Below are 11,610 nucleotides of genomic sequence, written 5' to 3'. Positions count from 1 at the left end.
TGTTGATTGGTCTTGACTCTCCGGGTGCGGTTGAGCCGGTTTGCCCGGCGGTCATCGAGGCGTCGGCGATCGTGGAGGCCGAATGGATCCGCCTACGGCGCCCGAGCGAACCGGCTCAGCAAGTCACTCGTGAGCTGCTGGCGCGCCGGCGTTTTGGGAGCCGGGCGCGCATCAGCGTGACGACGACGGCCAGGCCGACCGCATGGGCGACTCTTGACGCTGAACTCCCGGTCCGACGCCCGAGCGGCGCGGTGTGGCCGCGGCAGCGTTCACCTCCGAGTCGAAGTGACACGCACAGTGCCAGCACTCGTTCCGTACGTACGAAGGGGGTGGTTTGAGAGAACCAGCAAGAATGAACAACGCGTAGATCCGATGGCTGTCATGCCGTCCACGAATATTGCGACGCATTGTCAGCGCTTGACTGAGACTCATCAGCGCACCGCCACTTGTCGTGGCCATCTACGTGGACCGCATGAATGTCACTACTGAAAACACTGAAAAAGGCGGGCCGCGCCAAAGCTTGGCGCGGCCCGCCCTTGGCCGTATAAGGCGTCGTATCAGGCATTGATGGCCTGCTGTGCGCCGGTCGCAATGGCGACCTTGCGCGGCTTGGCCGCCGCTGCCACGGGGATGGTTATCCGCAACACGCCGTCGGTGTAGTCGGCGCTGACCTGTTCGGTATCCAGGCTCTGGCCCAGGTACAGCCGCCGGGTGAACGCACCGCGCGGGCGTTCGGCGGCCAACCACTCGCGGCCGTCGGTTACTTCCGGGCGCTCGGCGCGCACGGTCAACACGTCGTGATCGACGCTGACATCCAGCGAGTCAGCCTGGACGCCAGGCAGGTCGATCTCGACAACCAGCTTGTCGCCCTCACGCCAGGCGTCTGTCGCCGCAGTACCGTTGGCGGTGCCCCATAGCTGCTGGGTCAGACGGTCGATGTCACGGAGGAATGGGTCAAACGTCAGCATGGTCATCACCTCCTGTGCTAACTCGGAGTAGTTCTGTGTGTTACGTCATAGATAACCTATGTCGAAGCCGATATATTTCCGGTTGACCGCCGTTCGCGTTGAACCTTCGTCCGCGCTAGCCCGTTTGAAACATGGGGCGAAAGCCCCATGGGATAAACGACTGCGCGGAGGACAATCGGGCCATGAAGCGTTTCTTGACAATCGGTTACGGAGCCGTGTGCTACCTGGCTTTCGTGGTTGCTTTCCTGTATGCCGTCGGTTTCGTCGGCGCGATCGTCGTGCCCCGCACTGTCGACCACGGCATCGCCGCCCCGGTAGGCGAAGCGCTGGCGGTCAACGTGCTGTTGCTGGGGTTGTTCGCGGTCCAGCACAGCGTCATGGCGCGGCCAGGGTTCAAGCGCTGGTGGACGCGGATCGTGCCGCAGTCGATCGAGCGCAGCACCTACGTGTTGCTTTCGAGCGCCGTACTGCTGCTGCTGTATTGGCAATGGCACACCCTGCCGTCTGTCATCTGGGATGTGCGGCAGCCCGCCGCCCGCCTGGCTATGTGGGCGCTGTTCTGGCTGGGCTGGGCGACGGTCTTCGCGTCGTCGTTCATGGTCAATCACTTCGACCTGTTCGGTCTTCGGCAGGTGTATCTGGCGTGGCGCGGAAAGCCGTATACCGACATCGGTTTTCGCGTCCAGTTCCTCTACCGGTTGGTACGCCATCCGCTCATGCTCGGGTTCTGCATTGCCTTCTGGGCGACACCCACGATGACGGCGGGGCACCTACTTTTCGCGGTCGCCACCACGGGCTACATTCTGATCGCCGTGCAGCTGGAAGAGCGTGACCTGGTGGCGAACCTGGGCGACCAATACCGTGACTACCGCCGCCAGGTGCCGATGCTGTTGCCGATTCCCCACCGGCACAGCGAGGTTGCCGCCGAAACCGTTGAGCCGGCGGAGGCTTCGGGCTAACCCTCGACCAGTCGCGCGATCCGCTCGAGCGTGGCGCGCATGCCTTCCTCGGTCAGCTTGGCCATTGAACCACTCGTGATCAGCTTCTTCTGCTTGTCTTGGGACACATCCCACGTCTCGCGCACCAGTGTGCCGCCGTCTGCTGGAGTCAGCTCGTAACGCCAGATGCGTCCGCCGACCAGGCCACCCAGCGAGGTTGTCTGCCATGCGATCCGGCGATCCGGCTCGTACTCGATGACTGTGTTGGTGGTCCGGTACGGGATGAACAGCGTCTCCTTACGCCCGCGCATCGCCATGCCGAATTTCGATCCCTTCGTCAGTGGGACCGATTCCTGCATGGCGTGATTCACCGACTCCGAACCGTCGAAGCTCGCGTGTTTGCCCGCGTCGGCCAATAGAGCGAAGATCTTGTCGGGCGATGCGTTGATGACGCGCTCGACGCTGACTGTGTTCCCGTCCATCCGACGATTATCGCCGCGCCGGCAAATATGAGGTTGGCCGGTAGCGCTTCTATCCCGACGGCATTTCGTCAAGGATTGTTCTATGGATGTCAAGGAGGTGCTGCTGCCCGGCGTCGGCCTTCGCTATGAGTTCACCAGCCATCAGGGTGAGCGGATCGGCATCATCGCCCGGCGCGGCGGCGAATTCGACATCGTCCTGTATAGCCGCGATGACCCGGACCAGGCCCGACCGGTATTCCAGCTCACCGACGAGGAGGCCGACACCGTGGCCCAGATCCTGGGCGCACCGCGGATCGCCGAGCGGTTCACCGAATTGACCCGCGAAGTGCCCGGGCTGGAAGCGGGTCAGGTCCACATCCTGCCGGGCAGTCCCTTCGTGGACCGCCCGTTGGGCGACACCCACGCGCGTACCCGCACCGGCTCCTCGATCGTGGCCATCGTGCGCGAGGAGGACGTGCTCGCCTCGCCCGGCCCAGCCGAAATCCTGCGCGCCCGCGATGTACTGATAGTCATTGGCACCGAAAAAGGCATCGCCGGAGTCGAGCAGATCGTCGACAAGGGCTGAAACGGTGCAAGTCTCGGGGGCGCTGCTGTTCCAACTCGGCGCCCTCCTGACCACGCTCGCCGTATTAGGCGGGCTGGCGCGAAGATTCGCGCTTTCGCCGATACCCGTGTATCTGCTGGCGGGTCTTTCGCTCGGAAAGGGCGGCATCCTGCCGGTGGCCGCCGCCGGTGAGTTCGTCACCACCGGCGCGCCCATCGGCATCGTGCTGCTGCTGCTCACCCTGGGTCTGGAGTTCTCTGCCACCGAATTCGCCAGCAGCCTTCGGCACCACCTGCCGTCGGCCGGAGTCGACATCGTCCTCAATGCCACACCCGGCGCGGTCGCCGGCTGGCTGCTGGGGTTGAACGGTGTCGCGATTCTCGCCGTGGCCGGGGTTACCTACATCTCCTCATCGGGCGTCGTCGCGCGTCTGCTCGAGGACCTGCGCCGGCTCGGCAACCGGGAAACGCCGGCGGTGCTGTCGGTGCTGGTGCTCGAGGACTTCGCGATGGCGGCCTACCTTCCCCTGTTCGCGGTTCTGGCATCGGGCGGCAGCTGGCTCGACGCCGTGGGTGGGATGCTGGCCGCGGTGGGCGCTCTGCTCGCCGCGTTCGCCGCGTCGTTCCACTGGGGCCATCACGTCGGCCGGCTGGTGGCGCACCCCGACTCCGAGCAGCTGTTGCTGCGGGTGCTGGGCATCACGCTGATGGTCGCCGCCTTGGCCGAGGTTCTGCACGCGTCGGCGGCGGTCGGGGCGTTCTTGGTCGGCCTCACCCTGACCGGCGAGACGGCCAACCGCGCGCGCAAAGTGCTGGGGCCGCTGCGGGACTTGTTCGCCGCGATCTTCTTCCTGGCGATCGGACTGGCGGTCGATCCCAAAGAGCTGATTCCGATGCTTCCGGTGGCGCTGGCGTTGGCCGTGGTGACGACGGCGACCAAGGTGCTCACCGGGATGTTCGCGGCCCGGCGCGACGACGTGGCGCTGCGCGGGCAGCTGCGGGCCGGCGCCGCGCTGGTGGCCAGGGGTGAGTTCTCCCTGATCATCATCGGCTTGGTCGGCGCGTCGATCCCGGGCGTCGCAGCGCTGGCGACGTCGTATGTCTTCATCATGGCGATCGCCGGTCCGGTGCTGGCCCGTTACACCGGCAATCCGGTGTCCATCAGGGCCGAACCGCCGAACTGACCATCACACGTCTTCAGTGTGAAGTGACGGCGTTGAGTGTGAATTGACGGCTTTGGCTGTGACTCTAGGGCCAAAAATCCGCGTCGATTCCCGCCCAGGCTTCACAACCAAAGCCCAGGATTCACGCGCAAAGCCCAGGTTTCACGCGCGAAGCCCGGGCGCCGCATCAGCCGATGTGCAGCGCGACCACCAGCCACTGGCTTACCTTGGCGGCGCGCACCAGTTCGACCCGGCAGGCGATGGCGTGCAGCCGGTTCCCGCGGCTGTAAGAACCGAAAACCTCGGCAGCCGTCGCCGGATCGGGGTGTCCGGCCGGTTGCAGCCGCAGCCGGCGCAAGACGGCAGCGCCTGCGTGCTCGGTCCGGCCGAGGGACAGCACGGAGTCGACGAGACTTGGCGCCAGCACGGGCCGTAACTGGGCCGGCGGACGACGACGGTCGATGACTTCCAGCACGCGGCGCAGGGCCGCGTCGGCGAAGACGGCCGCCTCGCGCATCGGGGCGGAAAGCACGGCGTCGGGCTGGCTGCCTGGCGCCCGGCGGGGCCCGGTCGAGATGCGACGCCGCAAGATCACATGGGATGATTGCCGGGCGTTCCCAGGCAAGCTCTGGCTCGGCGGTTCGTACTCCACCACCGGCACGACGGCAAAACCGTCGCGGAGGGGTGCGCTGACGTTAGGAATGACGGTCAACGGGCACTCTCCAACTCATCTTTGGACGGGGAGCCTGCTGGAGAGTGGCAGACATGGCATTTTCCCGGGGTTTCCGGCTTTCCGGTTGCCGGCCATCATCGCACAACCGCGGCCGGCGCGTACCCGCGCCGAAATGCGCCCGAGAAGGCGGTTACCGTGGGCGGGAACTCCGAGTAGTCGCGACCGACTGACAAGGATTGACAAGGAGGACAGGGCCGCAATGGTGACCCGGTTGTCCACGACGGACGCGTCTTTCTATCGGCTGGAGAACACGGCCACCCCGATGTACGTCGGATCGCTGGCCATCTTGCGTCGCCCGCGCGCCGGACTGAGCTACGAGAAGCTGCTGGCCACCGTGGAGCAGCGGCTGGCGCAGATACCGCGGTACCGGCAAAAGGTCCGCGAAGTGAAGATCGGGATGGCCAGGCCGGTCTGGATGGACGACCCCGATTTCGACATCACCTATCACATCAGGCGCTCGGCGCTGCCGTCTCCGGGTAGTGAAGAGCAACTGCACGAGCTGATTGCGCGGCTGGCCGCGCGGCCACTCGACAAGTCACGGCCGCTGTGGGAGATGTACCTCGTCGAAGGCCTGACCAAGAACCGCGTCGCCCTCTACACCAAGTCGCACCAGGCGCTGATCAACGGCATGAGTGCGCTGGAGATCGGCCACGTCATCGCCGATCGCACCCGTCGTCCGCCGCCGTTCCCCGAGGACATCTGGGTCCCGGAGCGCGACCCCGGTAACACCCGGCTGCTGCTGGGCGCGATCGGCGACTGGGTAGTCGGTCCGGGGGCGCAGATGCAGGCCGTCGGCTCCGCGATCGCCGGACTGGCGACAAACTCCGGGCAACTGGTCGACGCCGGTCGCCGGGTGTTCGACGTCGCGCGCACTCTGGCGCGCGGTACCGCGCCTAGCAGTCCGCTCAACGCAAAGGTTTCGCGCAACCGCCGGTTCACGGTCGCCCGCGGCAGCCTCGAGGACTACCGGACGGTACGTGCGCGCTACGACTGCGATGTCAACGACGTGGTGCTGGCGGTGATCGCCGGCGCACTCAGCAACTGGCTGATGTCCCGCGGCGAAACCGTGGCATCGACCGCCACGATCAGGGCGATGGCGCCATTGTCGGTGTATGCGGACGACCAGCTTGACTCGACCGGCCCTGGTCAGGCGATCGGCCAGGTGACGCCGTTTCTCGTCGACCTGCCGGTGGGGGAGGGCAATGCGGTGGTGCGGCTCTCGCAGATCGCGCACGCCACCGAATCCAACCCGACGGGCGCCAGTCTGGTCGACGCGCGGACCATCGTCACCCTGTCGGGTTTCGCGCCACCCACCTTGCACGCCATGGGTATTCGCGTGGCCACCACCTTTCCCAGTCTGTCCAAGAAGCCGTTCAACCTGTTGATCACCAATGCCCCCGGCGCTCAGTCGCAGATGTACATCGCCGGCACCAAGCTGCTGGAGACCTATGCGGTGCCGCCGCTGCTGCACAATCAGGCGCTGGCGATCAGTGTCACGTCCTACAACGGCATGCTGTATTTCGGCATCAACGCCGACCGCGATGCGATGGCCGATGTCGACCTGCTGCCGGGCCTGCTGAGCCAAGCGCTGGACGAGCTGCTGGTGGCGTCTCGCTAGTTGTCCGGGGCCAAATTTGCTGTCTGGGGCTACCATTCGTTGATGTGAGCACCGTGACAAGTGACGGCGCGCCGACGAAGTCGAAGAAACGCAAATCGGGTGCGCCGGTCAAACCGAAGATCTCCAATGACGTCTACGAAGCCGAATTGTTAAAGCTGCAAACGGAATTCGTGAAATTGCAGGAGTGGGTGCGGTTTTCCGGCGCACGTATTGTGGTGCTGTTCGAAGGCCGTGACGCTGCGGGCAAGGGCGGCGCCATCAAACGGATCACCGAATACCTCAGTCCGCGCATCGCTCAGATCGCCGCGTTGCCGGTGCCGACCGATCGGGAACGTGGGCAGTGGTACTACCAGCGTTACATCGCCCATCTGCCCGCCCGGGGCGAGATCGTGCTCTTCGACCGCTCCTGGTACAACCGCGCGGGCATCGAGAAGGTGATGGGTTTCTGTACGGCGCAGGAATACGTGCTGTTCCTGCGACAGACGCCGATCTTCGAGCAGATGCTGATCGACGACGGGATTCTATTGCGCAAGTACTGGTTTTCCGTCTCGCCGGACGAGCAGCTGCGCCGGTTCAAGGCGCGGCGCAACGATCCTGTGCGGCAATGGAAACTCAGCCCGATGGACCTGGAGTCGGTGTACCGCTGGGGCGACTATTCGCGCGCCAAGGACGAGATGATGGTGCATACCGACACCCCGGTGAGCCCCTGGTATGTGGTGGAATCCGATATCAAGAAACACGCGCGGCTGAACATGATGCGCCACCTGCTGTCCAGCATCGACTACCAGGACGTGGACCGCCCGCAGGTCAAATTGCCGCGACGGCCGGTGGTCAGTGCCGACTACCAGCGCCCGCCGCGCGAGTTGTCCAAGTACGTCGACGACTACGCCGCTACGTTGATCGGATAATGCAGGTCTATATCCCGGCCACCCTGGCCATGCTGCGGCAACTGGTTGCCGACGGTTCCTTGTCGCCGGTGAACGGCACCGCGTTCGCCGTCACGCCGACTTTGCGTGAGTCCTACGCCGAGGGTGACGACGACGAGCTCGCCGAGGTCGCGTTGCAGGAGGCGGCGCTGGCGTCGCTGCGCCTGCTGGCAGCGGAGTTCAGCGATGAGACTGCCGAATCCCTGCCCAGACGCGCGGTGATCGCCGCCGAAGTCGACATGGGCGAATCCGGGGCCAAGTACCGGCCCGACCTCGACGACGCCGTCGTTCGGCTGGCCGGGCCGGTAGCGATCGAGAAAGTCATCGCCGCCTATGTCGACAACGCCGCCGCCGAGCCGGCCGTCACCGCGGCGATCGCCGTGATCGACGCCGCTGACCTGGGGGATGAGGACGCGGAGCTGGTGGTCGGCGACGCTCAGGACCACGACCTGGCGTGGTACGCCAACCAGGAGTTGCCCTTCCTGCTCGACCTGCTGTGACCGGTGAACCCGGGTCCGTCGAGCCTGCGCTCACGGCGCCGAGCCTGCATAGAGATTGCGATTTGCCCCTGAGACCGCGCCCTGTCCGCAGTCTCGGCCAGTGTTGGATTCAACGGGTGTGACGCAATCAGGGCCGCACGGCCTGGATACGGTGCCGTAGGTTACGGTACCGTAGCTTTTATAGACCGGCCCGCGGCCCGTCCCCGCCCGAGTGGAAGCCCGAAGGTCGCGCCGTGAGCAGGAGCCCTTCCAAATGAGCAAGAAATACGCGCCGATCACCGCCAATGTCGTCGACACCAAACGCGTCGCGGTCGCCGGCGCCGACCGGCACCCGGGCTGGCACGCGCTGCGCAAGCTCGCTGCGCGCATCACGACCCCGTTGTTGCCGGACGACTATCTGCATCTGGCCAATCCGCTGTGGTCGGCCCGCGAATTGCGCGGCCGCATCGTCGAGGTCCGCCGCGAGACCGAAGACTCGGCCACCCTGGTCATCAAACCGGGCTGGGGTTTCAGCTTCGACTATCAGCCCGGCCAGTACATCGGGATCGGGTTGCTGGTCGACGGGCGCTGGCGCTGGCGTTCGTATTCGCTTACCTCGAGCCCGGCCAGCTCTGACTCGGCCCGGACGGTGACGATCACTGTCAAAGCGATGCCCGAGGGTTTCCTGTCCACCCACCTGGTGGCCGGCGTCGAGCCCGGGACCATCGTGCGGCTGGCCGCGCCGCAGGGGAACTTCGTGCTGCCCGACCCGGCGCCGTCGTCGATCCTGTTTCTGACCGCCGGCTCGGGAATCACTCCGGTGATGTCGATGCTGCGAACACTGGTGCGCCACAATCAAATTGGCGACATTGCTCACGTACACTCGGCACCCGCCGCGGCTGATGCGATGTTCGCCGCCGAACTCGCCGCATTACAGGCCGACTACTCCGGCTATCGGTTGCGGGTGCGCGAGACTCGCACCGAGGGCCGTCTCGACCTGTCCCGGCTGGACGTGGAGGTGCCGGACTGGCGAGAGCGCCAGACGTGGGCCTGCGGCCCGGAGGGCATGCTCAACCAGGCCGAGAAGGTCTGGGCGTCGGCCGGCATCAGGGACCGGCTGCACCTGGAGCGCTTCGCGGTGTCCCGGGCCGCACCTGCGGGCGCGGGCGGGACGGTGACATTCGCGCGCAGTGGCAGGAGCGTCGCCGCCGATGCCGCGACGTCGGTGATGGACGCGGGTGAGGGCGCCGGCGTTCAGATGCCGTTCGGTTGCCGGATGGGCATCTGTCAGTCGTGTGTGGTCGACTTGGTCGACGGCCACGTCCGTGACCTGCGCACCGGCCAGGAGCACGAACCGGGCACCCGTATCCAGACCTGCGTGTCCGCCGCGTCGGGCGATTGCGTCGTCGATATTTAGTGCTACCGGCTGGTAACTTACGGAATCGTAGGTTACGATTGCGTAGGTCACCGATTGCATAACCGTAAGGAGGCAAGACGATGGCTATCACAGACGTCGACGTATTCGCGCATCTGACCGACTCCGACATCGAAAACCTGGCCGTTGAGCTCGATGCCATCCGCCAGGACGTTGAAGACTCGCTCGGCGAGAGCGATTCCCGCTACATCCGCCGTACCATCGCCGCGCAGCGCGCACTGGAAGTTGCCGGCCGGCTCCTGTTGGCCGCCAGCTCACGCCGGTCGGCCTGGTGGGCGGGGACGGCGACCCTCGGCGTGGCCAAGATCATCGAGAACATGGAGATCGGCCACAACGTCATGCACGGCCAGTGGGACTGGATGAACGATCCCGAGATCCACTCCACGACGTGGGAGTGGGATATGAGTGGGTCCTCCAAGCATTGGCGATACACCCACAACTTCGTGCACCACAAGTACACCAACATCCTCGGCATGGACGACGACGTCGGCTACGGCATGCTGCGTGTCACCCGCGACCAGCGCTGGAAGCGCTTCAACATCTTCAATCTGATGTGGAACACCTTGCTCGCGCTCCTCTTTGAATGGGGTGTCGGGTTGCAGCACGTGGAGATCGGCAAGATCCTCAAGCGCCGGATGGATAACACGGAGGCGCGGCAGCGCATCGACGAGTTCTTGGCCAAGGCCGGTCGCCAGGTGGTCAAGGACTATGTGGCGTTCCCGGCGCTGACCGCACTCTCACCGGGCGCGACGTACCGGTCCACCTTGACGGCCAACGCGACGGCCAATGTGATCCGCAACGTGTGGGCCAACGCGGTCATCTTCTGCGGTCATTTCCCTGACGGCGCAGAGAAATTCACCAAGACCGATATGATCGGCGAGACCAAGGGCCAGTGGTATCTGCGCCAGATGCTGGGCAGCGCCAACTTCGACGCCGGTCCCGCTCTGCGCTTCATGAGCGGGAACCTGTGCCACCAAATCGAGCACCATCTCTATCCCGATCTGCCGAGCAACCGGCTGGCCGAAATCTCGGTACGGGTACGCGAAGTCTGCGACAAGTACGACTTGCCTTACACGACAGGATCATTCCTGGTGCAGTACGGCAAGACCTGGCGCACTCTGGCCAAGCTTTCGTTGCCGAACAAGTATTTGCGCGACGACGCGGACGACGCTCCGGAGACCCGCAGCGAGCGGATGTTCGCCGAACTGGGGCCGGACTTCGCGGCCACCGACCCGGTGACCGGCCGGCGGCGCGGACTGAAGTCCGCGATCAACGCCGTGCGAAGCTGGCGCCGGGGCAGGCGCGTCGAAGCCGGAAAGCTCACCGACACCGACGATCTGGCCGCCTAGTCTGTCGCCGAACGTGCTCTGACGGCGAGATTTCGGCAGGTTTTTCACCCTCATAACACGTGCGGCGCGAACTGTGCGGACTAGTGCACCATGGTGCCGAAGAGATACCCGATTCCGTAGGTCAGCGCCAAACCAGCTGCGCCACCGATCACAACGCGTAGCACGGCGCGCCAGGCGTGGCCACCGCCGATCCGGGCGCTGAGGGCTCCGGTGAGCGCCAGGGCGGCAAGCACGGCGACGAAGGTTACCGGAACTCGCCACGCTGTCGGAGGCAACAGGATGGCCACGAGTGGCAGTAGTGCCCCGACGATGAACGAGGCGGCCGAGGCCGCCGCGGCCTGCCAAGGATTGGCCAAGTCGTCGGGATTGATGTTGAGTTCGGCGTGAGCGTGCGCAGTCAGCGCGTCGTGTGCGGTCAGCTCTCGGGCTACCTGCGCCGCGGTTTGATGCGACAGACCCCGGCCTTCGTAGATGGCCGTCAGTTCCGCGAGCTCGGCATCGGGTATGTAGCGCAACTCGTTTCGCTCAATGGCCAGCTGGGCTTTTTCGCTGTCCCGCTGGCTCGAGACCGAAACGAATTCACCCAGTGCCATCGAGACCGCGCCACCAACCAGGGCCGCCAGTCCGGCGGTGAAGATAGGGCCACGCAGCGTGGTGGCCCCGGCCACACCGACCACGATGCCGGCCACCGAGACGATGCCGTCGTTGGCGCCGAGCACTGCGGCCCGCAGGCTGTTCAATCGGCCGGAGCTGTGGCTGGTGTGCGGCTCTAAGGCGTGCGTCGATACCCCATCGGCGGCCGCCGCGTCCCCCTGGCCGTGAGGCACCGGATGCTTCGGGTGCTGTTGATCGCCCATGTCGCCCAGCGAAGCGCATATCCGTCGGTCACGCCAGCAAGCGAAGGCTTATCAAAGTCAGCGGCAATAGCGCTTCCGGCATCCCGCTTGCCAAGCACTGGGAAGGCACACCATAGCGG

At 65.3% G+C, this 11,610-nt stretch carries 12 protein-coding genes; 8 read left to right on the top strand and 4 right to left on the bottom strand.

The window, feature by feature from the left end; genetic code table 11:
- Window positions 1-557: 557 nt before the first annotated feature.
- Window positions 558-977 carry an Hsp20/alpha crystallin family protein gene (locus A5791_RS14120; RefSeq protein WP_067237468.1) on the bottom strand — a complete coding sequence of 140 codons (420 nt, stop codon included), beginning with the start codon at window positions 975-977 and terminating at the stop codon, window positions 558-560.
- Window positions 978-1,150: 173 nt separating this feature from the next.
- Here A5791_RS14120 and mddA point away from each other — a divergent pair, with 173 nt between their 5' ends.
- Window positions 1,151-1,927 carry a methanethiol S-methyltransferase gene (mddA, locus tag A5791_RS14115; protein WP_067237465.1) on the top strand — a complete coding sequence of 259 codons (777 nt, stop codon included), beginning with the start codon at window positions 1,151-1,153 and terminating at the stop codon, window positions 1,925-1,927.
- Here the strand turns inward: mddA and A5791_RS14110 are convergent.
- Window positions 1,924-2,388, bottom strand: a complete 465-nt coding sequence (locus tag A5791_RS14110) for an SRPBCC family protein (RefSeq protein ID WP_067237461.1) — start codon at window positions 2,386-2,388, stop codon at window positions 1,924-1,926. The genes mddA and A5791_RS14110 overlap by 4 nt on opposite strands.
- Before the next feature lie 82 nt (window positions 2,389-2,470).
- On the opposite strand from A5791_RS14110, the gene A5791_RS14105 reads away from it, so the two are divergent.
- Together A5791_RS14105 and A5791_RS14100 are read left to right on the top strand one after the other, a co-directional pair.
- Complete coding sequence (locus tag A5791_RS14105; protein ID WP_067237458.1) at window positions 2,471-2,953, top strand: cation:proton antiporter regulatory subunit; 483 nt, start codon at window positions 2,471-2,473, stop codon at window positions 2,951-2,953.
- Window positions 2,954-2,957: 4 nt separating this feature from the next.
- A complete protein-coding gene (locus A5791_RS14100) occupies window positions 2,958-4,115 on the top strand; it encodes a cation:proton antiporter (RefSeq protein ID WP_067237454.1) in 1,158 nt (385 codons plus the stop codon).
- Between the two features lie 166 nt (window positions 4,116-4,281).
- Here A5791_RS14100 and A5791_RS14095 read toward each other — a convergent pair whose 3' ends face one another.
- Window positions 4,282-4,806 (bottom strand): Rv3235 family protein, encoded by a 525-nt coding sequence (locus A5791_RS14095; RefSeq protein WP_156661273.1) that lies wholly within the window; start codon window positions 4,804-4,806, stop codon window positions 4,282-4,284.
- Between the two features lie 220 nt (window positions 4,807-5,026).
- On the opposite strand from A5791_RS14095, the gene A5791_RS14090 reads away from it, so the two are divergent.
- The 5 genes from A5791_RS14090 to A5791_RS14070 all read left to right on the top strand — a co-directional run bounded on the left by A5791_RS14090 (window position 5,027) and on the right by A5791_RS14070 (window position 10,634).
- Window positions 5,027-6,445: a wax ester/triacylglycerol synthase family O-acyltransferase gene (locus A5791_RS14090; protein WP_067237448.1), complete on the top strand. Its 1,419-nt coding sequence runs from the start codon at window positions 5,027-5,029 to the stop codon at window positions 6,443-6,445.
- A gap of 44 nt (window positions 6,446-6,489) precedes the next feature.
- Window positions 6,490-7,353, top strand: a complete 864-nt coding sequence (gene ppk2 / locus A5791_RS14085; RefSeq protein WP_067237445.1) for a polyphosphate kinase 2 — start codon at window positions 6,490-6,492, stop codon at window positions 7,351-7,353.
- Complete coding sequence (locus A5791_RS14080; RefSeq protein ID WP_156661282.1) at window positions 7,350-7,871, top strand: hypothetical protein; 522 nt, start codon at window positions 7,350-7,352, stop codon at window positions 7,869-7,871. The genes ppk2 and A5791_RS14080 overlap by 4 nt, the downstream gene beginning before the upstream one ends.
- 253 nt (window positions 7,872-8,124) lie before the next feature.
- Window positions 8,125-9,267 carry a ferredoxin reductase gene (locus tag A5791_RS14075; RefSeq protein ID WP_067237440.1) on the top strand — a complete coding sequence of 381 codons (1,143 nt, stop codon included), beginning with the start codon at window positions 8,125-8,127 and terminating at the stop codon, window positions 9,265-9,267.
- A gap of 80 nt (window positions 9,268-9,347) precedes the next feature.
- Window positions 9,348-10,634, top strand: a complete 1,287-nt coding sequence (locus tag A5791_RS14070) for a fatty acid desaturase (RefSeq protein WP_067237436.1) — start codon at window positions 9,348-9,350, stop codon at window positions 10,632-10,634.
- An 80-nt stretch (window positions 10,635-10,714) separates the two neighbouring features.
- On the opposite strand, the gene A5791_RS14065 is transcribed toward A5791_RS14070, so the two are convergent.
- A complete protein-coding gene (locus A5791_RS14065) occupies window positions 10,715-11,491 on the bottom strand; it encodes a VIT family protein (RefSeq protein WP_082966922.1) in 777 nt (258 codons plus the stop codon).
- Window positions 11,492-11,610: the final 119 nt, after the last annotated feature.

It is taken from the genome of Mycobacterium sp. 852002-51163_SCH5372311 (assembly GCF_001667115.1).
Lineage (GTDB): Bacteria > Actinomycetota > Actinomycetes > Mycobacteriales > Mycobacteriaceae > Mycobacterium.
The sequence above is the reverse complement of the archived record's forward strand: the minus strand, read 5'-3'. Positions and strand labels throughout refer to the sequence as shown.

Excerpts from the sequence above, each read along its gene's own strand:
- A5791_RS14105 (WP_067237458.1), top strand. The coding sequence starts at position 2,471 with ATGGATGTCAAGGAGGTGCTGCTGCCCGGCGTCGGCCTTCGCTATGAG.
- A5791_RS14110 (WP_067237461.1), bottom strand. The coding sequence starts at position 2,388 with ATGGACGGGAACACAGTCAGCGTCGAGCGCGTCATCAACGCATCGCCC.
- A5791_RS14090 (WP_067237448.1), top strand. The coding sequence starts at position 5,027 with ATGGTGACCCGGTTGTCCACGACGGACGCGTCTTTCTATCGGCTGGAG.
- A5791_RS14075 (WP_067237440.1), top strand. The coding sequence starts at position 8,125 with ATGAGCAAGAAATACGCGCCGATCACCGCCAATGTCGTCGACACCAAA.
- mddA (WP_067237465.1), top strand. The coding sequence starts at position 1,151 with ATGAAGCGTTTCTTGACAATCGGTTACGGAGCCGTGTGCTACCTGGCT.
- A5791_RS14065 (WP_082966922.1), bottom strand. The coding sequence starts at position 11,491 with ATGGGCGATCAACAGCACCCGAAGCATCCGGTGCCTCACGGCCAGGGG.
- A5791_RS14070 (WP_067237436.1), top strand. The coding sequence starts at position 9,348 with ATGGCTATCACAGACGTCGACGTATTCGCGCATCTGACCGACTCCGAC.